Raw genomic sequence first — 18557 nt, 5'->3', positions numbered from 1 at the left:
GGCGCGAGTGACGGGGCTCGAACCCGCGACCTCCGGCGTGACAGGCCGGCACTCTAACCAACTGAGCTACACCCGCGTATCAGGTCGAAACTTTTGAGTTGTTTCGAAAACTATGAAGGGAAGGCGGTAGCGCCACTCTGTCTATTTCTAGAAAGAGTGGCGCGAGTGACGGGGCTCGAACCCGCGACCTCCGGCGTGACAGGCCGGCACTCTAACCAACTGAGCTACACCCGCGTTTCCCGGCCGAAGCGGCTGTACGCCCCGGCGAGGGGCGTCGTTTAGGCGGGCTGACCCAGCGCGTCAAGCGGCCTTTTCCGAGAAAGACCCGCCTCAGCGCGGAAGGGGCGTGGACGGAGGGACTGCGGCCGCCTGGGGCGGGCTGTGCGGGCCCGACAGGCCGCCCGAGGCGGGCTCCTGAGCGGCGACGGCCGGGGCGGGCGGCTCGTAATGAACGCCCACGCCGGGCCCCACCGGCAGGTCGAAGGCCACCCAGGCCGCCACCATGGTCAGGCCGGCCACCAGGAAGGCCCCGGCGTAAGGCAACATGGTCGCCATCAGGGAGCCCAGGCCGAAGCGCGGATCCCAGCGCTGGGCGAAGGTCAGGATCAGCGGGAAATAGCTCATCAGCGGCGTGGCGATGTTCGTCACCGAATCGCCCATGCGGTAGGCGGCTGTCGTCATCTCCGGCGAAATGCCCAGCAGCATGAACATCGGCACGACGATGGGGGCCAGGGCCGACCATTTGGCCGAGGCCGAGCCGATGAACAGATCAAAGAAACAGGACACCAGGACGACGCAGATCAGCAGGAGGGGCGCGGGCAGGGCCAGGCTCTTCAACTCGGCGGCCGCGTTGACCGCCAGGATCGGCCCCAGGCCCGACCAGTTGAACATGGCCACGAAATGCGCGGCGAAGAAGGCCAGGACGATATAGGGCGCCAGCTGGGCGATGCCGTCGCGCATCATCCGCACCAGGTCGCGATGGGACTGGATCGAGCCGGATCCCGCCCCAAAGGCCGCGCCCGTGACAAAGAAGACCACGGCGAAGAAGGCGACCAGCGAACGGTACAGGGGATTGAACCTCTGTTCCGGGTCGGCGTCGGGGTCCACGAAGGGCGAGCCCGGCAGCAGGGTGATCAGGGTCCACAGACCGATCATGGCCAGGAGGGCCAGGCCGGCGAATTGGAGACCGCGTCTCTGGGCCGCGGTCAGGGGCTCCTTTTCCGAGGTCGCAGGGGCGGCGACGCCTTCGGACGGGGTCCATTTGCCCAGCCGCGGCTCGATCACCCGGTCGGTCAGGAACCAGACGATGGGGGTGAAGACGAACACCACCCCGACGATGAAGAACCAGTTGCCGGCGATGTTCACCGAATAGGACGGATCGATCAGGTGGGCGGCGGGCTCGGTGATGCCCAGGATCAGGGCGTCGCTGGCGCCGGGGAACAGATTGCCGGCGTAACCGCCCGACACGGCGGCGAAGCCTGCAGCCAGGCCGGCCAGGGGATGACGCCCCGCCGCCGCGAAAATCACCGCCGCCAAGGGAATCACCACCACATAGGAGGCGTCGGATGCATGGTGCGACACCATGCCGGTGATCACGACGACCGGCGTCAATATGGCGCGGGGCGCATTCAGAAGCGCGCCGCGAATCGCCGTGGAGAACATCCCCGTCCTTTCGGCCACCGCCGCGCCGTAGATGATGGTGATGACGATCCCCAGCGGCGGGAAGTCCGCCAGGGTGCGCGGCATGCCGATGATCAGCCGCTCCAGATTTTCGGGCGACAGCAGGCTTTGCGCGACCAGACGGTCCCCCGTCACCGGATTGACCGCCGACCAGCCCAGTCCGGCCCCGACCAGACTCAGCACGATCAGGCCGGCGATCAGCCACAGAAACAGGAAGACGGGATCGGGCAGGCGATTCCCGACCCGCTCGACGGTGTTCAGGACACGGGCGCCCAGGCTCATGCGGATGACTTTCGGTTGGGATTTCAAGGCGGCAGTAGGGCCGGGAAGGGGCCAGAACCGCAAGCGTCGGGGCTGCGACATATGGCCCGGGAACTTGCGATCCGTTCTCAACAAAAAACCAATGGACGCAGGGGTTTGAACCTCGCGAACGTTGGGTCTAAGAAGCGCCGAATCCCGCCTCTCCCCGGCGGCCGAGGTTCTTTGAATGAACGCATTTCTGCTCGAATATCTGCCGGTCATTATCTTCGCCGGCATCGCCGCCTTCATCGGCGTGCTCTTCATCGCCCTGCCGATGCTGCTGGCGCCCAAGAGCCCCGATTCAGAGAAGCTGTCCGCCTATGAGTGCGGGTTCAACGCCTTCGACGACGCCCGGATGAAGTTCGACGTACGCTTCTATCTGGTGTCGATCCTGTTCATCATCTTCGATCTGGAAGTCGCCTTCCTGTTCCCGTGGGCGGTGTCGATGTTCGACCTGTCGCACGCCGGAATGATCTTCGCCTTCTGGTCGATGATGGTCTTCCTGGGCGTCCTGACCATCGGCTTCATCTACGAATGGAAGAAGGGAGCCCTGGAATGGGAATAGTCGCGCCTTCCTCGCCGCTGCCCGGCGTTTCGGCGGGTCCCCTGGTTCCCGCCAATTCGGCCGCGCGTTCGATGGTCGAGGGCTATGACCCCAAGATCCACGACAAGTTCTTCGAGTCGGTCAACATGGAGCTGGGCGAGCGCGGCTTCCTGACCGCCTCGCTGGACGACGTCATCACCTGGGCGCGCACCGGCTCGCTGATGTGGATGACCTTCGGCCTGGCGTGCTGCGCCGTCGAAATGATCCAGATGTCGATGCCGCGCTTCGACGTCGAACGCTTCGGCATGGCTCCGCGCGGCAGCCCGCGTCACTCGGACCTGATGATCGTCGCCGGCACCCTGACCAACAAGATGGCCCCGGCCATCCGCAAGGTCTACGACCAGATGCCCGACCCGCGCTATGTCGTGTCCATGGGCAGCTGCGCCAACGGCGGCGGCTATTATCACTACAGCTACAGCGTCGTTCGCGGTTGCGACCGCGTGGTGCCGGTGGACGTCTATGTCCCGGGTTGCCCGCCGACGGCCGAGGCCCTGCTGTACGGCCTGCTGCAGCTGCAGAAGAAGATCCGCCGCACGGGGACCATCGACCGATGAGCTCGCTGGCTGTTCAAGAACGGTTCGAGGCCGCTTTGACGCCGATGGGCACCGAGATGGTCGGGGCTCTGGGCGTCGAGGCGCAGGTCGCCTTCGGCGAGCTGACCCTGCTGGCGCCGCGCGAGCGGATCGTCGAGGTCATGACCGCGCTGCGCGACCAGTTCGGCTTCCAGCAGCTGCTGGATCTGTGCGGCGCCGACTATCCGGATCGCGAGGAGCGGTTCGAGGTCGTCTATCACCTGCTGTCGATGACCCGGAACGCCCGGGTCCGCGTCAAGGTCGTGACCGACGAGGTCCAGCCCGTCGCCACCGTGACCGGGGTCTATCCGTCGGCCGGCTGGTTCGAGCGCGAAGCCTACGACATGTACGGCGTGATCTTCTCGGGGCATCCGGACATGCGCCGTCTGCTGACGGACTATGGCTTCGAAGGCCATCCGCTGCGCAAGGACTTCCCGATGACGGGCTATGTCGAGGTCCGCTACGACGAAGAGCAGAAGCGGGTCGTTTATGAGCCGGTCAAGCTGACGCAGGAATTCCGGACGTTCGACTTCCTGTCGCCGTGGGAAGGCGCCGACTACCCGGCGCCCGTGCTTCCCGGCGACGAAAAGGCTGGAGTGAAGGGCTGATGGCTGACGGAGCCCCCGTAACCGCGCCCGTGAACGGCGCTGTCGATCCGTTCGAGGACATGCCGGTCGATCACCGCACCGCGCACGCCAAGGACATGGACGACCGCAAGTTCACCATCAACTTCGGCCCGCAACACCCGGCCGCGCACGGCGTGCTGCGGCTGGTGCTGGAGCTGGACGGCGAGATCGTCGAACGCGTCGATCCGCACATCGGCCTGCTGCACCGCGGCACCGAGAAGCTGATGGAGGCGCGCACCTATCTGCAGAACGTGCCCTATCTGGACCGGCTCGACTATGTCGCGCCGATGAACCAGGAACACGCCTTCTGCCTAGCCATCGAGAAGCTGCTCGGCGTCGAGGTTCCCTACCGGGCCCAGCTGATCCGGGTGCTGTATTCGGAAATCGGCCGGATCGGGAACCACCTGCTGAACGCGACCATGCAGGCCATGGACGTCGGCGCCCTGACGCCCCCGCTGTGGGGCCACGAAGAGCGCGAAAAGCTGATGGTCTTCTACGAGCGCGCCAGCGGGGCGCGTCTCCACGCCAACTATTTCCGTCCCGGCGGCGTCCACCAGGATCTGCCGATGGACCTGATCGACGACATCGGTCGCTGGTGCCAGGAATTCCCCAAGGCCCTGACCGATATCGAGAGCCTGGTCACCGAAAACCGCATCTTCAAGCAGCGCAACGTCGACATCGGCGTGGTGTCCAAGGAACAGGCCCTGGCCTGGGGCTTCACCGGCGTCATGCTGCGCGGCTCCGACATCGCCTGGGATCTGCGCAAGTCGCAGCCCTATGAGTGCTACGCCGAGCTGGAGTTCGATATTCCGGTCGGCAAGAACGGCGACTGCTGGGACCGTTACCTCTGCCGCATCGAGGAGATGAAGCAGTCGGTGCGGATCATGGAGCAGTGCATCCACAAGCTGCGCAACTGCCCCGGCGAACCGGTGATGCTCGAGGACAACAAGATCGTTCCGCCGCGTCGCGGCGAGATGAAGCGGTCGATGGAATCCCTGATCCATCACTTCAAACTGTATACCGAAGGCTTCAAGACGCCTGAGGGCGAGGTCTATGCCTCGGTCGAGGCGCCCAAGGGCGAGTTCGGCATCTATCTGGTGTCTGACGGCACCAACAAACCCTATCGCGTCAAGATCTCGGCGCCGGGCTTCCGTCACCTGCAGGCGATGGACTGGATCAACAGCGGCCACCAGCTGGCCGACGTCTCCGCCATCCTGGGCTCGCTCGACATCGTTTTCGGAGAAGTGGACCGATGAGCGTTCGTCGTCTCGCCAAGGAACAACCGGCCTCGTTCGCCTTCTCGGCCGATACGACGGCCAAGGCCGAATGGTGGATCAAGAAGTATCCGGAAAACCGTCGCCAATCGGCGGTGATCCCGATCCTGTGGCTGGTCCAGAAGCAGGAAGGCTGGGTCTCCGAGCCCGCCATCCGCGCCATCGGCGAACTGCTGGGCATGCCCTTCATCCGGGTGCTGGAGGTCGCGACCTTCTACACCATGTTCATGCTCGAGCCGGTCGGCAAGACCGCCCTGATCCAGGTGTGCGGCACGACGCCCTGCATGCTGCGCGGCGCCAATGAGCTGATGAAGGTCTGCAAGGAGAAGATCGGTCCCAAGGACCATCTGTCCGCCGACGGCCGCTTCACCTGGCAGGAAGTCGAATGCCTGGGCGCCTGTTCCAACGCGCCCATGGCCCAGATCAACGACTATTATTTCGAGGACCTGACGCCCGAGTCCCTGGCCCAGATCATCGACGACTTCGCCGCCGGCAAGACGCCCAAGCCGGGCTCCTATCAGGGGCGCGCCACGTCCGAGCCGGCCGGCGGGGCCAAGACCCTGCTGGATCCGAAACTGTACGACGGTTCGGCCGCCCAGCCGATCGCCAAACTGCCCAACAGCGACCCTGCGCCGGTCGAGAAGGCCCCCGCCTGATGCCTGCGCCCGACCTCGACAGCGACGAAGGCCGCGCCGCGTACCGCAAGGAGCTGCGCCTTGTCGCACGGCCCCTGCGCGCGGGCGGGCTCGCGCTGGTGGTCGGCGCGGCCATGCTGATTTTGCTGACCCGTCAGGGAACGCCGGGCCTGGGCGACTGGGCCTTCACCCTGTCCTACGTCATGCTCGGCGCCGGCTGGGCCTGCGTCATCGGCGCCATCTACGCCCGAAACCGGCACCACAAACGCCGGATGCGCCAGTTGGACGTCATGTCGTCATGACGCCGTTGATCGATTGTGGTTCCATGAATTCGATGCAGCGTGCCGGGGGGCGCCATGTCGATGGATCAGAAACGGGCAGGGCGCCGCGCGCCCAAGCGCGGCCGGGGCGGGTGGAGCCCGTCCGGCACAGGCAGGCTGCTGGCCAATCTGGCCGGCGCGGCCAGTCTGTCGCTGAGCGCCGGACCCGTATCGGCGGAACCCCCGCCACCCTCGCCTTCGGTCGCCCCCGCGGCCGCTTCATCTACGCCTTCACCCGGTCCTGCTAATGCTTCCGAACCGCGTAACAATCCCAGCCCTGAACCTCGTCAGCCGCCGCCCGGCCAGCGCGATCTCGGCCTCGAACGCCAGTCCGCTCTCGGTCCCCCCCGTCGGCGCAGACGTAGGAGCAGCCTGATGGTCGGCATTCTCGAAGACAAGGACCGGATCTTCACCAATCTGTACGGCTTCCAGGACTGGACGCTGGACGGGGCGAAGAAACGCGGGGCCTGGAACGCCACCAAGGACATGCTGGACCTTGGCCGCGACTGGATCATCAACAACGTCAAGGCGTCGGGCCTGCGCGGCCGCGGCGGCGCCGGGTTCTCGACCGGGTTGAAGTGGTCCTTCATGCCCAAGGAGGTGAAGGATCGTCCTCACTACCTGGTCGTCAACGCCGACGAATCCGAACCCGGCACCTGCAAGGACCGGGAGATCATGCGCCATGATCCCCAGCTGCTGATCGAAGGCTGCCTGATCGCCAGCTTCGCGATGCAGGCCCACGCCTGCTACATCTATCTGCGCGGCGAATATGTGCTGGAACGCGAGCGGATGGAGGCGGCGGTCAAGCAGGCCTATGAGGCCCGTCTGATCGGCAAGGACAACGTCCACGGCTGGGACTTCGACGTCTATATCCACCACGGCGCCGGCGCCTATATCTGCGGCGAAGAGACCGCCCTGCTGGAATCCCTGGAAGGCAAGAAGGGCCAACCCCGTCTGAAGCCGCCGTTCCCGGCCGGCGCGGGCCTGTACGGCTGCCCCACCACGGTGAACAACGTCGAGTCCATCGCGGTCGTCGGCACCATCCTGCGTCGCGGCGCCGGCTGGTTCGCGGGCTTTGGTCGTCCGAACAACACCGGCACCAAGCTGATGGCCATCTCGGGCCATGTGAACGCGCCCTGCGTGGTCGAAGAGGCCATGTCGATCCCGCTGCGGCAACTGCTGGAAGAACACTGCGGCGGCGTGCGCGGCGGCTGGGACAATCTGAAGGCGATCATTCCGGGCGGCTCGTCCGTGCCGCTGATCACGCGCGAAATGTCCGAGACGGCGCTGATGGACTTCGACAGTCTGCGCGAAATGCGCTCGGGCCTGGGCACCGCCGCCGTCATCGTGATGGACAACTCCACCGACTTGGTGAAGGCCATCGCCCGCATCAGCTATTTCTACAAGCACGAGAGCTGCGGCCAGTGTACGCCGTGCCGCGAAGGCACCGGCTGGATGTGGCGCGTGCTGGAGCGGATGTCGGTGGGCGAGGCCGATCCGTCGGAAATCGACCTGCTGCTGGACGTCGCCGGTCAGGTCGAAGGCCACACCATCTGCGCCCTGGGCGACGCGGCCGCCTGGCCGGTGCAGGGCCTGATCCGTCACTTCCGTCACGAGATCGAAGAGCGTATCGCCAACTACCGCAGCCGCCGCGCGAACTTCGCCGGCCACGCGATCGCGGCGGAGTAGGCATGCGCCTTTCACCCGCCATCGTGATCGGAGCCTTCGCACTCGCCGCCTGCGGCGAGCGTGAAGCTGCGCCCACGCCTGCGGAAAAGGTTGCGGCTGCGGCGAAGCCTTCCGACTCCGTGCAGACGGCGCCCGAGGCCCTGAACGCCACCGACCTGCGTCGCGTCTGCCGCGCCGGTTTGGCCGCTGTTCACGGGCAAGAGCCGATGGCGATCAACGTCGATGGCGTCGACGGCGGAGTGGTTCACGCCTCGTGGCGGGCCCCGGTCGACGGCGGCCGGATGCGCGCCGACTGCCGGGTCGAGAAAGACCTGATCGTGTGGAAACCGCTCGATCTGCCCGATCCCACCCTCGTTCGCTGGATGAATCAGTCGGACGATCCGGTGATCCGCTACGTCATGGACGCCCAGGCGATCACCATCACCCAGACCCTCCCGGATGGGACGAAGGAACAGGCCGAGTTGGCCGTTCCCGCAGAAGAGGAGGCGCGGTGATGGCGGATGAACCCGACAACCTCGTCCTTCAAATCCAGCGTCGCGTCGAAGGGCTTTTGACGTCGATGGAAACCAAGATGGATCGCCTCGGTGAGGACATGCACGACCTGAAGGTCCGCATGACTCACGTGGGGGAGGGCCTTGCAGGCGTCAATCGTCGCCTGGATCGCCTGGATCAACGTATCGAACGGGTCGAGACACGTCTGACCCTGGTAGACAGCCCTTACGGCGGAGTTCGAGAATAATGCCCATCGCCAAGGTCAACGGCGTCGAAGTCGAGTTCGAGCCCGGGATGACCGTGCTCCAGGTCGCCGAGCGCGCGGGGCAGGAAATCCCGCGCTTCTGCTATCACGAGCGCCTGTCCATCGCCGGCAACTGCCGCATGTGCCTGGTCGAGGTGAAGCCTGGGCCGCCGAAGCCCCAGGCTTCGTGCGCCCTGCCGGCCGCCGACGGCCAGGAAATCTTCACCGACACCCCGATGGTCAAGAAGGCCCGGGAAGGCGTGATGGAATTCCTGCTGATCAACCACCCGCTGGATTGCCCGATCTGCGACCAGGGCGGCGAGTGCGATCTTCAGGACCAGTCCATGGCCTATGGCCGCGACGGCTCTCGCTATGCCGAGAACAAGCGCGCGGTCGAAGAAAAGAACATGGGTCCGACGATCAAGACCTTCATGACGCGGTGCATCCAGTGCACCCGTTGCGTCCGCTTCATCACCGAGGTCGCCGGCGTGCCGGACATCGGCATGATCTCGCGCGGCGAGGACGCCGAGATCACCACCTATCTGGAGAAGTCGGTCGGGTCGGAACTGTCGGGCAACGTCAATGACCTGTGCCCCGTCGGCGCCCTGACGCACCGGCCCTGGCAGTACCACTATCGTCCGTGGGAACTGAAGAAGACCGAGACCATCGACGTCATGGACGCCCTGGGCTCGAACATCCGCGCCGACTTCCGCGGCTCCGAGGTCATGCGGGTCCTGCCGCGCGTCAACGAGGGCATCAACGAGGAGTGGCTGTCGGACAAGAGCCGCTATGTCGTCGACGGCCTGACCGCCCGCCGCCTGGACCGCCCGTGGATCCGTGAGAACGGCAAGCTGCGCGCCGCCTCGTGGAACGAGGCCCTGGAAGCCGTCGCCGCCAAGCTGAAGGCCGCCCCTGCCGACCGCATCGGCGTGATCGCCGGCGACCTGCAGGACGCTGAGTCGATGAAGGCGACGCTGGACCTGTTCCGCGCCCTGGGCTCGAAGAACACCGACTGCCGCCAGGACGGCGCTGCGCTCGGCTATGGCCCGCGCGAGAGCTGGCTGTTCAACTCCGGCCTGGAAGGCATTGAAAAGGCTGACGCCATTCTGATCGTGGGTGTGAACCCGCGCATCGAGGCGCCGCTGCTGAACGCCCGCCTGCGCAAGAGCTGGATCAAGGGCGGGGTCGAGATCGGCATCATCGGCGAACAGGCCGACCTGACCTTCGACTATGCCTATCTGGGCGCCGGTTCGAAGACCCTGGCCAAGCTGCCGAAGTCGGCGATGGACTTCCTGACCAAGGCCGAGCGTCCGGCGATCATCGTCGGCTCCGGCGCGCTGAACGGGGAGGGCGGCGCCGCCGTCCTGAACGCCCTGGGCGCCCTGGCCAAGAAGGTCGGCGTCGTCAGCGAAGGCTGGAACGGCTTCAACGTCCTGCACCACGCCGCCGCGCGCGTCGGCGGCCTGGACATGGGCTTCGTGCCGGCTGAAGGCGGTCTGACGGTCTCGGACATGCTGAAGCCCGGCGCGCTGGACGTGCTGTTCCTGCTGGGCGCCGACGAGGTCGATCCGACCGGTTCGAACGCCTTCCGTGTCTATCTGGGCAGCCACGGCGACCGCGGCGCGCACGGCGCCGACGTCATCCTGCCCGGCGCGGCCTATACCGAGAAGTCGGGCCTGTACGTCAACACCGAGGGCCGGGTGCAGATGGCCGAACGCGTCGTCTTCCCCAAGGGCGAGGCCAAGGAAGACTGGGCCATCATCCGCGCCCTGTCCGCCCGCGTCGACCAGACCCTGCCTTACGACACCCTGGATCAGCTGCGCGCCAAGCTGATGGCCGATCATCCGACCTTCGGCCGGATCGACTATCTGCCCGCGCCGGCCGCCTTCGATCCGTCCAAGCTGGGCGTCAAGGGCGACCTGGGCGACCGGGTCTTCGCCTCGGCGATCACGGACCCCTATCTTTCCAACCCGATCGCGCGCGCCAGCGCGACCATGGCCGAGCTGTCCGCCCTGCGGATCGCCCCGGTCGCGATGGCGGCGGAGTAAGTCATGGACGCTGCTGTTTCCTTTTGGGCCACGCCGGGCGGCTGGACGCTGATCACCGTCGGTCAGATTCTGCTGATCACGGTCGGCGTGCTGATCGCCGTCGCCTTCCTGCTGCTGGCCGACCGCAAGGTCTGGGCTTCGGTGCAGATGCGCAAGGGGCCGAACGTCGTCGGCCCCTTCGGCCTGCTTCAGTCCTTCGCGGACATGATCAAGTTCGTGCTCAAGGAGGTGGTCATCCCCTCCGGCGCCGACAAGGCGGTCTTCATCCTGGCGCCGATCATCACCGTGGTCCTGGCCTTCATGGCCTGGGCGGTGATCCCGTTCGCGCCGGGCTGGGTGGTGTCGGACCTGAACGTCGGCATCCTGTACATCTTCGCCGTCTCGTCGTTGGGCGTGTACGGCATCATCATGGGCGGCTGGGCTTCGAACTCGAAGTATCCGTTCCTGGGTTCGCTGCGTTCGGCGGCGCAGATGGTGTCCTATGAAGTCTCGCTGGGCCTGATCATCATCAATGTGATCCTGCTGGCCGGCACGATGAACCTGTCGCAGATCGTCGAGGGCCAGAGCGGCTATTTCTGGAACTGGTACGCCTTCGGCGGCGGGCAGGGCACCTGGCCCCTGATCGTGGTCCTGTTCCCGATGTCGATCGTCTTCTTCGTCTCGGCCCTGGCCGAAACCAACCGTCCGCCGTTCGACCTGCCTGAAGCCGAGTCCGAACTGGTAGCCGGCTATCAGGTCGAATACAGCTCGACGACCTATCTGCTGTTCATGATGGGCGAGTACGTCAACATCGTCTTCATGTCGGCGATGATCAGCATCCTGTTCTTCGGCGGCTGGAACCCCGGCTTCCTGTCGCAGGAGACGCTGGACGGCCTGCCGGCCTGGATCGCCTATACGATCTATCTGCTGACCTTCCTCACCAAGACGGTGTTCTGGTTCCTGGCCATCGCTCTGGTGAAGGCCTTCGTGCCCCGCTACCGCTACGACCAGCTGATGCGCCTGGGCTGGAAGATATTCCTGCCCGCGTCGCTGGTGGCCGTGGTCATCACCGCCGCCTGGCGCGTCTTCGCGGTGGGTGCGTAGATGAGCCCACGCACCGTCATCCTGGCCCTGGTCGCGTCGTGGGGCCTCGCCGCCTGCACCTTCGCGCCCATCGCCGCTCCGGCGCCGACCGATCCGGCCGCGTCCCTGGAGCGGCGCGAGGATGACGCGCGCCGCGGCGGCGAACGGGTCAACCTGTGCCGGATGATGAACCGGGACGATCCGCGCTATAAGGACATGGACTGCAAGGACGTGCTGCGGGGAGGCGGGGCATGAACCGTCTGAGCCTCATGCTGCTGGCGTTCGCACCCCTGACGACGGCTTGTGCGCCCGATACGCGCATGCCCGAGTCCGGCTATCAATGGGAACGCCGCCAGGAGCGCATCGAGCGTGAATGGCGCGACGGCCAGGCCAAAGGCCAGACTCAGGGAGCGGCCCCGGCCGCCCCCGCCCAGACTTCAACCAACGGCGCCCCGGCGCCAGAGGATCGCTTCTGATGTTCACTCGTATCGCCCAGGCCGCCAAGGGCGCGATGATGCTCGACGCCATCGGCGCCATCGGCCTGACCCTGAAGTACATGGCCCGCCCCAAGGCGACCGTGAACTATCCGTTCGAGCGGAACCCGCAGTCGCCGCGCTTCCGCGGCGAACACGCCCTGCGCCGTTATCCGAGCGGCGAGGAACGCTGCATCGCCTGCAAGCTGTGCGAGGCCATCTGCCCCGCCCAGGCCATCACCATCGAGGCCGAACCGCGCGCCGACGGCAGCCGTCGCACGACCCGCTACGACATCGACATGGTCAAGTGCATCTACTGCGGCCTGTGCCAGGAGGCCTGCCCGGTGGACGCCATCGTCGAGGGGCCGAACTCCGAATACGCCGTCGAAACGCGCGAGGAGCTGCTGTTCGACAAGGCCCGACTGCTCGACAATGGGGATCGCTGGGAACGGCAGATCGCCAAGAATCTGGAACTCGACGCGCCTTACCGCTAAGGCGCTCACGCTAACGGGTCGGCGATTCCCAAACGGGGGTCGCGGCCGCTACGAAAGGGGCTTCGTCCCGACATGCTGCAAGGCATAGCCTTCTATCTGCTGGCGGCGACCGCCGTGGTGTCCGGCCTTCTGGTCGTGACCGCGCGCAATCCGGTGCACAGCGTGCTGTGGTTGATCCTCGCCTTCTTCTCGGCGGCGGGTCTGTTCGTCCTGCTGGGGGCCGAGTTCCTGGCCATGCTGCTGGTCGTCGTCTACGTCGGCGCGGTCGCCGTGCTGTTCCTGTTCGTCGTCATGATGCTGGACGTCGACTTCCTGAAGCTGCGCGAGGGCTACGCCCGATACCTGCCCATCGGGGCCGTCATCGCCGCCGTTCTGCTGGCCGAGATGATCCTGGTGTCCAGCGCCGTCATCCAGGGCGGGGCGACCGCCGGTCTGGCCGGGCCCGGCGCGCCCGATCCCGACATGAGCAATGTCGAGGCCATCGGCCGGGTGCTCTACACCGACTATATCTACTTCTTCCAGGCGGCCGGGATCGTGCTGCTGATCGCCATGATCGGGGCCATCACCCTGACCCTGCGCCACAAGCCGCATATCAAGCGCCAGAACATCACCGACCAGGTCAACCGCTCCGCCGCCAAGGCGATGGAGGTCAAATCGGTCCAGACCGGGCAGGGCGTCTCGCCCGAGGAGCTTCTCTGATGGACATCGGTCTCATCCATTATCTCAGCGTGGCGGCGATCCTGTTCACCATCGGGGTCTTCGGCATCTTCGTGAACCGCAAGAACGTCATCATCATCCTGATGTCGATCGAACTGATCCTGCTGGCCGTGAACATCAACTTCGTCGCCTTCTCGACCTATCTGAACGACATCAGCGGGCAGATCATGGCGATGTTCGTCCTGACCGTCGCCGCGGCCGAGGCCGCCGTCGGCCTGGCCATCCTGGTGACCTTCTTCCGTAACCGCGGCGACATCGCCGTCGACGACGCCTCCGTGATGAAGGGCTGAGCGTGAACCTCCACACCCTGATCATTCTCGGGATCTTCGCCCCGCTGCTGGGCGCGACCGTCGCCGGCCTGTTCGGCCGCCGCATCGGCGACATCCCGTCGCAGACCCTCACGACCGGTCTGCTGTTCTTCTCGTGCGCCGTGGCCTGGACGGTGTTCGGCCAGTGGACCTGGGGCCATCTGGAGCCCTTCACCATCCGCCTGGCGCCCTTCATCAATGTGGGCGACTTCCAGTCGGCCTGGTCGATCCGCATCGACGCCCTGTCGGCGACCATGCTGATCGTGGTCACCAGCGTCTCGTCGCTGGTCCACCTGTATTCCTGGGGCTATATGGCCGAGGACGACAGCCGGCCGCGCTTCTTCGCCTATCTGTCCCTGTTCACCTTCATGATGCTGGCGCTGGTGACGGCCGCCGACTTCATGCAGCTGTTCTTCGGCTGGGAAGGCGTGGGTCTGGCCTCGTATCTGCTGATCGGCTTCTGGTTCAAGAAGCCGACCGCCAGCGCCGCCGCCATCAAGGCCTTCGTCGTCAACCGCGTCGGCGACTTCGGCTTCGTGCTGGGCATCATCACCATCTTCTGGATGTACGGCACGATCGAGTTCGCCGAGCTGTTCCCGCTGGTCGCGACCAAGGCGGGCACAACCTGGGAGTTCCTGGGCGTCCAGTGGTCCGCGCTCGACCTGGCCGGCTTCCTGCTGTTCATCGGCGCCATGGGCAAGTCGGCCCAGTTCTTCCTGCACACCTGGCTGCCGGACGCGATGGAAGGCCCGACCCCGGTTTCGGCCCTGATCCACGCCGCCACCATGGTGACCGCCGGCGTCTATATGGTCTGCCTGCTGTCGCCCATCTATGAGTATGCGCCGGGCGCCTCGCAGATCATCGCCATCATCGGCGCGATCACGGCCCTGTTCGCCGCCACGGTCGGCCTGACCCAGAACGACATCAAGCGGGTCATCGCCTATTCGACCTGTTCGCAACTGGGCTACATGTTCTTCGCGGCGGGCGTCGGCGCCTATCAGGCGGCCATGTTCCACCTGTTCACCCACGCCTTCTTCAAGGCCCTGCTGTTCCTGGGCGCCGGTTCGGTGATCCACGGCATGCACCACGAGCAGGACATGCGGAAGATGGGCGGGCTGTGGAAGCTGCTGCCGATCACCTATGCCGTCATGACCATCGGCACCATCGCCATCACCGGCCTGGGCATCCCCGGCGTCGGCGGCTTCGCCGGCTTCTATTCGAAGGACTCGATCATCGAGAGCGCCTTCGCCTCGGCCGCCTCGGGCCATTCGGCGGTCGGCATGTTCGCCTTCTCCATCGGTCTGATCGCGGCCGGTCTGACGGCCTATTACTCTTGGCGCCTGATCTTCATGACCTTCCACAACAAGCCGGTGTGGAAGGAAGAGGGCGACGCCCATCATGCCGACGATCACGCCTCGCACGCCCAGCTGGAAACCCATTCCGAGCCGGTCTCCGATGCGCACGCCCATGACGACCATGCGCATGACGATCATGGCCACCACGGTCCGCTGCAACCGCACGAGAGCCCCTGGGTCATGCTGGTTCCGCTGATCCTGCTGTCGGTCGGCGCCGTCGCCGCGGGCTTCGTGTTCGCGCCGCATTTCATCGGCCATCACGAGCATGAGTTCTGGCGTGGGGCCATCTTCACCGGCGAGCACAACCATGTGCTTCACGAAAGCCACGACGTCCCGACCTGGGTGAAGTGGTCGCCGCTGATCCTGACCCTGACCGGTACGGCCTTCGCCTACTGGATCTACGTCGCCCGCGAAGGCATGGGCCGTCGCATGGCCGAGCGGGGCGGGTTCCTGTACAACTTCCTGTACAACAAGTGGTATTTCGACGAGTTGTACGACTTCGTCTTCGTGCGCGGCTTCAAGGCCGTGGGCGACGTCTTCTGGAAGATCGTCGACGTGAAGATCATCGACGGCCTCGGCCCGAACGGCGCCGCCTGGGCGTCGCTGAAATCCGCCGCACGACTGGGCAAGCTCCAGTCCGGCTTCGTCTATCATTATGCCTTCGTGATGCTGCTCGGGGTGGCCGGTCTGCTCACCTTCGCCATCCTCGTGTGGGGAGCCTGAGCCCGTGCCCTACATCCTGAGCCTCGTTACATTCCTGCCGCTGGCCGGCGCCCTGGCGATCTTCCTCGCCCGGCTGGCGTCGAAGTCCCAGGACGCCGCCGCTCCGGCCGCGCGCTGGATCGCCCTGATCACGACCCTGGTCGTGCTGGCGGTCTCGGTCGTGCTGGTCGCCGGTTTCGATCCGTCGAACCCCGGATATCAGTTCGTTGAAATGGTCCCCTGGTTCGCCGGGGCCAGCTATCATCTGGGCGTCGACGGGATCTCGATCCTGTTCGTCCTGCTGACCGCCTTCCTGATGCCGATCTGCATCCTGGCCAGCTGGAAGTCGGTCGAGACGCGCGTCGTCGAATATATGATCGCCTTCCTGGTGCTGGAGACCCTGGTCATCGGCGTCTTCACGGCGCTGGACCTGTATCTCTTCTACATCTTCTTCGAAGGCACCCTGGTGCCGATGTTCCTGATCATCGGCATCTGGGGCGGCGCCAACCGGATCTACGCCGCCTACAAGTTCTTCCTCTACACCCTGCTGGGGTCGGTGCTGATGCTGCTGGCCATGCTGTGGATGTCGCACACCGCCGGCACCACCAGCATTCCCGAGCTGAAGCAATACGCCTTCGACCCGGCCGTTCAGCCCCTGTTGTGGCTGGCCTTCTTCGCCTCCTTCGCGGTGAAGATGCCGATGTGGCCGGTCCACACCTGGCTGCCCGACGCCCACGTTCAGGCGCCGACGGCGGGTTCGGTCATCCTGGCCGGCATCCTGCTGAAGCTGGGCGGTTACGGCTTCATCCTGTTCAACGTGCCGATGTTCCCGGTTGCGTCCGAGATGTTCCGCCCGCTGGTCTTCACCCTGTCGGTCATCGCCATCGTCTATACCTCGCTGGTCGCCTGGCGTCAGACGGACATGAAGAAGCTGATCGCCTATTCGTCGATCGCCCACATGGGCTTCGTCACCCTGGGCATCTTCTCGGGCAACTATCAGGGCATGCAGGGCGCGGTGTTCCAGATGATCAGCCACGGTCTGATCTCGGGCGCGCTGTTCCTGTGCGTCGGCGTCGTCTACGACCGGATGCATACGCGTGAGATCGCCTTCTACGGCGGCCTGACGTCGCGCATGCCCTGGTTCGCCGCCATCTTCCTGATGTTCACCATGGCCAACGTCGGCCTGCCGGGCACCTCGGGCTTCATCGGCGAAGTCCTGACCATGACGGGCGCCTATCAGGCCTCGACCTGGGCGGCCCTGGTTGCAGCTTCGGGCGTCATCTTCTCGGCCGTCTATGCCCTGACCCTGTATCGGGCGGTCATGTTCGGCGAGATCACCAATCCGAAGCTGATGACCATCGCCGACATCGACAAGCGTGAGCTGCTGCTGTTCGTGCCGCTGATCCTCGGCACCCTGTGGCTGGGCGTCCATCCGGCCGCCGTCCTCGATTACACCGGGCCCGCCGTCGAGGCCCTGACCAATGCCTATCGCGTTGCGATCGGCGGGTGAGACCAAGCATGCCTGATCTGTCCTCCGCCCTGCACCTCGCCGCCTCGGAGCTGACCCTCGCGGTCGGCGCCCTGGTCCTGCTGATGGTCGGCGCCTTCATCGGCGACAAGAGCGCCCGGCTGGTGTCCATCCTGTCGGTCCTGCTGCTGATCGCCGCCGCCGTCCTCGCCTTCATGGGACCGTGGGGCGTCGCCTTCAACGGCGCCTATGTGGCCGATCCGCTGGCCATCTACGGCAAGAGCGTCATCTATCTGTCCGCCGCCGTGGCCATCGTCCTGGGCGACGGCTGGATGAAACGGACCCACATCGCCAAGTTCGAATATCCGGTCCTGATCGTGCTGGCCTCGGTCGGCATGGGGATGATGGCGTCCTCGGGCGACCTGATCTCCATGTATGTCGGCATCGAGCTGCATTCGCTGGCCCTGTACGTCCTGGCCGCCTTCCACCGCGACGACGTCAAGGCGTCGGAAGCGGGCCTGAAATATTTCGTCCTCGGCGCCCTGTCGTCGGGCCTGCTGCTGTACGGCTCCAGCCTGATCTACGGCTTCGCCGGTTCGATGCGGTTCGAGGACATCGCCGCCTTTGCCGTCGATCACCCCAGCCCGGGCCTGGTGTTCGGTCTGGTCTTCCTGATCTGCGGTCTGGCGTTCAAGGTCTCGGCCGCGCCCTTCCACATGTGGACGCCCGACGTGTACGAAGGCGCCCCGACCCCGGTCGTGGCCCTGTTCGCCACGGCCCCCAAGGTGGCCGCCATGGTCCTGATCGCCCGCGCCCTGGAGGGCGGCTTCAGCGAGGCCCACGCCCAGTGGTCGCAGGTCCTGGTCGCCATTTCCCTGATCAGCTTCGTCGTCGGCGCCTTCGGCGGCCTGGTGCAGAAGGATGTCCAGCGCCTGCTGGCCTATTCGTCGATCGCCAACATCGGCTACGCCCTGCTGGGCATCGCCGCCGGCACCAGCGAAGGCCTGCAGGCCATGCTGATGTTCATGACCCTGTATGTCATCGACCAACTGGGCTTCTTCGCCATCCTGCTTAGCCTGTCCAAGTCGGGCCGTCCGATCCGCCGCATCGCCGATCTGGCGGGTCTGAAGAAGGATCGTCCGGTCACGGCCGTGGCCCTGACCGTCCTGTCTCTGTCGGTCCTGGGCATGCCGCCGTTCTCGGGCTTCTGGGGCAAGTATTATGTCTTCGGCGCCGCCGCCGACGCCGGTCTGTGGCCGGTGGCTGCGGCCGGTCTGGTCGCCTCGGTCGTCGCCGCCTTCTATTATCTGCGCATCATCAAGCTGATGTGGTTCGACGCACCTGTCGACGACATCCAGATGGACAAGTCCTCGCCGGAGACCAGCATCATCGGCTGGGCCTGCGCCGCCTTCGCCTTCCCGCTGGTGATCGTCGGTCTGACCTGGCTGGAGCCGCTGACCAAGGTTGCGAGCGCCGGCTTCGGGAACGGTTAGG

20 protein-coding genes and 2 tRNA genes are annotated in these 18557 nt (G+C 65.6%); 19 read left to right on the top strand and 3 right to left on the bottom strand.

Going from position 1 to position 18557, the window contains the following annotated elements:
• Positions 1–2 precede the first annotated feature (2 nt).
• From AC07NC_RS15200 to AC07NC_RS15190, 3 genes are all read right to left on the bottom strand, one after another.
• Positions 3–76, bottom strand: a tRNA-Asp gene (locus tag AC07NC_RS15200).
• Positions 77–157: 81 nt separating this feature from the next.
• A tRNA-Asp gene (locus AC07NC_RS15195) sits at positions 158–234 on the bottom strand.
• A 96-nt stretch (positions 235–330) separates the two neighbouring features.
• On the bottom strand, positions 331–1962 hold the full coding sequence (locus AC07NC_RS15190; RefSeq protein WP_494570024.1) for an AbgT family transporter: 1632 nt from the start codon (positions 1960–1962) through the stop codon (positions 331–333).
• A 205-nt stretch (positions 1963–2167) separates the two neighbouring features.
• Here AC07NC_RS15190 and AC07NC_RS15185 point away from each other — a divergent pair, with 205 nt between their 5' ends.
• From AC07NC_RS15185 to nuoN, 19 genes are all read left to right on the top strand, one after another.
• Positions 2168–2545: an NADH-quinone oxidoreductase subunit A gene (locus AC07NC_RS15185; protein WP_008262515.1), complete on the top strand. Its 378-nt coding sequence runs from the start codon at positions 2168–2170 to the stop codon at positions 2543–2545.
• Positions 2515–3138, top strand: a complete 624-nt coding sequence (locus tag AC07NC_RS15180; protein WP_154725271.1) for a NuoB/complex I 20 kDa subunit family protein — start codon at positions 2515–2517, stop codon at positions 3136–3138. The genes AC07NC_RS15185 and AC07NC_RS15180 overlap by 31 nt, the downstream gene beginning before the upstream one ends.
• Complete coding sequence (locus tag AC07NC_RS15175) at positions 3135–3764, top strand: NADH-quinone oxidoreductase subunit C (protein ID WP_494570023.1); 630 nt, start codon at positions 3135–3137, stop codon at positions 3762–3764. Before AC07NC_RS15180 ends, AC07NC_RS15175 begins: the two co-directional genes overlap by 4 nt.
• The gene (locus tag AC07NC_RS15170) at positions 3764–5038 is read left to right on the top strand and encodes an NADH-quinone oxidoreductase subunit D (RefSeq protein WP_154725272.1); all 1275 of its coding nucleotides are present in this window, start codon (positions 3764–3766) and stop codon (positions 5036–5038) included. Before AC07NC_RS15175 ends, AC07NC_RS15170 begins: the two co-directional genes overlap by 1 nt.
• Positions 5035–5712: an NADH-quinone oxidoreductase subunit NuoE gene (nuoE, locus tag AC07NC_RS15165; protein ID WP_154725273.1), complete on the top strand. Its 678-nt coding sequence runs from the start codon at positions 5035–5037 to the stop codon at positions 5710–5712. Before AC07NC_RS15170 ends, nuoE begins: the two co-directional genes overlap by 4 nt.
• Positions 5712–5993, top strand: coding sequence for a hypothetical protein (locus AC07NC_RS15160; protein WP_008263388.1), 282 nt, complete (start codon positions 5712–5714; stop codon positions 5991–5993). The genes nuoE and AC07NC_RS15160 overlap by 1 nt, the downstream gene beginning before the upstream one ends.
• Before the next feature lie 393 nt (positions 5994–6386).
• A complete protein-coding gene (nuoF, locus tag AC07NC_RS15155; protein ID WP_492087309.1) occupies positions 6387–7700 on the top strand; it encodes an NADH-quinone oxidoreductase subunit NuoF in 1314 nt (437 codons plus the stop codon).
• A 2-nt stretch (positions 7701–7702) separates the two neighbouring features.
• Positions 7703–8194 (top strand): hypothetical protein, encoded by a 492-nt coding sequence (locus AC07NC_RS15150; protein WP_494570022.1) that lies wholly within the window; start codon positions 7703–7705, stop codon positions 8192–8194.
• Positions 8194–8439 carry a hypothetical protein gene (locus tag AC07NC_RS15145; RefSeq protein ID WP_035311070.1) on the top strand — a complete coding sequence of 82 codons (246 nt, stop codon included), beginning with the start codon at positions 8194–8196 and terminating at the stop codon, positions 8437–8439. The genes AC07NC_RS15150 and AC07NC_RS15145 overlap by 1 nt, the downstream gene beginning before the upstream one ends.
• On the top strand, positions 8439–10484 hold the full coding sequence (nuoG, locus tag AC07NC_RS15140) for an NADH-quinone oxidoreductase subunit NuoG (RefSeq protein ID WP_494570021.1): 2046 nt from the start codon (positions 8439–8441) through the stop codon (positions 10482–10484). Before AC07NC_RS15145 ends, nuoG begins: the two co-directional genes overlap by 1 nt.
• 3 nt (positions 10485–10487) lie before the next feature.
• Positions 10488–11567: an NADH-quinone oxidoreductase subunit NuoH gene (gene nuoH / locus AC07NC_RS15135; RefSeq protein WP_008261920.1), complete on the top strand. Its 1080-nt coding sequence runs from the start codon at positions 10488–10490 to the stop codon at positions 11565–11567.
• On the top strand, positions 11568–11801 hold the full coding sequence (locus tag AC07NC_RS15130; protein WP_040349591.1) for a hypothetical protein: 234 nt from the start codon (positions 11568–11570) through the stop codon (positions 11799–11801). It begins immediately after the preceding gene.
• Positions 11798–12022, top strand: a complete 225-nt coding sequence (locus AC07NC_RS15125; protein ID WP_008262419.1) for a hypothetical protein — start codon at positions 11798–11800, stop codon at positions 12020–12022. The genes AC07NC_RS15130 and AC07NC_RS15125 overlap by 4 nt, the downstream gene beginning before the upstream one ends.
• Positions 12022–12513: an NADH-quinone oxidoreductase subunit NuoI gene (gene nuoI / locus AC07NC_RS15120; RefSeq protein WP_008264332.1), complete on the top strand. Its 492-nt coding sequence runs from the start codon at positions 12022–12024 to the stop codon at positions 12511–12513. The genes AC07NC_RS15125 and nuoI overlap by 1 nt, the downstream gene beginning before the upstream one ends.
• Before the next feature lie 72 nt (positions 12514–12585).
• Positions 12586–13212, top strand: coding sequence for an NADH-quinone oxidoreductase subunit J (locus AC07NC_RS15115; RefSeq protein WP_008262516.1), 627 nt, complete (start codon positions 12586–12588; stop codon positions 13210–13212).
• A complete protein-coding gene (nuoK, locus tag AC07NC_RS15110) occupies positions 13212–13520 on the top strand; it encodes an NADH-quinone oxidoreductase subunit NuoK (RefSeq protein ID WP_008264046.1) in 309 nt (102 codons plus the stop codon). Before AC07NC_RS15115 ends, nuoK begins: the two co-directional genes overlap by 1 nt.
• A gap of 2 nt (positions 13521–13522) precedes the next feature.
• Positions 13523–15616: an NADH-quinone oxidoreductase subunit L gene (nuoL, locus tag AC07NC_RS15105; RefSeq protein WP_494570020.1), complete on the top strand. Its 2094-nt coding sequence runs from the start codon at positions 13523–13525 to the stop codon at positions 15614–15616.
• A gap of 4 nt (positions 15617–15620) precedes the next feature.
• On the top strand, positions 15621–17105 hold the full coding sequence (locus tag AC07NC_RS15100; RefSeq protein WP_008259479.1) for an NADH-quinone oxidoreductase subunit M: 1485 nt from the start codon (positions 15621–15623) through the stop codon (positions 17103–17105).
• An 8-nt stretch (positions 17106–17113) separates the two neighbouring features.
• Positions 17114–18556, top strand: a complete 1443-nt coding sequence (gene nuoN / locus AC07NC_RS15095) for an NADH-quinone oxidoreductase subunit NuoN (protein WP_008260532.1) — start codon at positions 17114–17116, stop codon at positions 18554–18556.
• Position 18557 lies beyond the last annotated feature (1 nt).

The sequence above is a fragment of the Brevundimonas sp. GW821-FHT10A07 genome (assembly GCF_059415785.1).
The sequence above is the reverse complement of the archived record's forward strand: the minus strand, read 5'-3'. Positions and strand labels throughout refer to the sequence as shown.

Bases quoted from the DNA above. Each gene is read 5' to 3' on its own strand.
- nuoH (WP_008261920.1), top strand. From the start codon at position 10,488: ATGGACGCTGCTGTTTCCTTTTGGGCCACGCCGGGCGGCTGGACGCTG.
- AC07NC_RS15190 (WP_494570024.1), bottom strand. From the start codon at position 1,962: ATGAGCCTGGGCGCCCGTGTCCTGAACACCGTCGAGCGGGTCGGGAAT.
- AC07NC_RS15150 (WP_494570022.1), top strand. From the start codon at position 7,703: ATGCGCCTTTCACCCGCCATCGTGATCGGAGCCTTCGCACTCGCCGCC.
- AC07NC_RS15145 (WP_035311070.1), top strand. From the start codon at position 8,194: ATGGCGGATGAACCCGACAACCTCGTCCTTCAAATCCAGCGTCGCGTC.
- AC07NC_RS15175 (WP_494570023.1), top strand. From the start codon at position 3,135: ATGAGCTCGCTGGCTGTTCAAGAACGGTTCGAGGCCGCTTTGACGCCG.
- AC07NC_RS15185 (WP_008262515.1), top strand. From the start codon at position 2,168: ATGAACGCATTTCTGCTCGAATATCTGCCGGTCATTATCTTCGCCGGC.
- AC07NC_RS15170 (WP_154725272.1), top strand. From the start codon at position 3,764: ATGGCTGACGGAGCCCCCGTAACCGCGCCCGTGAACGGCGCTGTCGAT.
- AC07NC_RS15115 (WP_008262516.1), top strand. From the start codon at position 12,586: ATGCTGCAAGGCATAGCCTTCTATCTGCTGGCGGCGACCGCCGTGGTG.
- nuoF (WP_492087309.1), top strand. From the start codon at position 6,387: ATGGTCGGCATTCTCGAAGACAAGGACCGGATCTTCACCAATCTGTAC.
- nuoI (WP_008264332.1), top strand. From the start codon at position 12,022: ATGTTCACTCGTATCGCCCAGGCCGCCAAGGGCGCGATGATGCTCGAC.
- nuoK (WP_008264046.1), top strand. From the start codon at position 13,212: ATGGACATCGGTCTCATCCATTATCTCAGCGTGGCGGCGATCCTGTTC.
- AC07NC_RS15125 (WP_008262419.1), top strand. From the start codon at position 11,798: ATGAACCGTCTGAGCCTCATGCTGCTGGCGTTCGCACCCCTGACGACG.
- AC07NC_RS15180 (WP_154725271.1), top strand. From the start codon at position 2,515: ATGGAAGAAGGGAGCCCTGGAATGGGAATAGTCGCGCCTTCCTCGCCG.
- AC07NC_RS15130 (WP_040349591.1), top strand. From the start codon at position 11,568: ATGAGCCCACGCACCGTCATCCTGGCCCTGGTCGCGTCGTGGGGCCTC.
- nuoN (WP_008260532.1), top strand. From the start codon at position 17,114: ATGCCTGATCTGTCCTCCGCCCTGCACCTCGCCGCCTCGGAGCTGACC.
- nuoG (WP_494570021.1), top strand. From the start codon at position 8,439: ATGCCCATCGCCAAGGTCAACGGCGTCGAAGTCGAGTTCGAGCCCGGG.
- AC07NC_RS15160 (WP_008263388.1), top strand. From the start codon at position 5,712: ATGCCTGCGCCCGACCTCGACAGCGACGAAGGCCGCGCCGCGTACCGC.
- nuoE (WP_154725273.1), top strand. From the start codon at position 5,035: ATGAGCGTTCGTCGTCTCGCCAAGGAACAACCGGCCTCGTTCGCCTTC.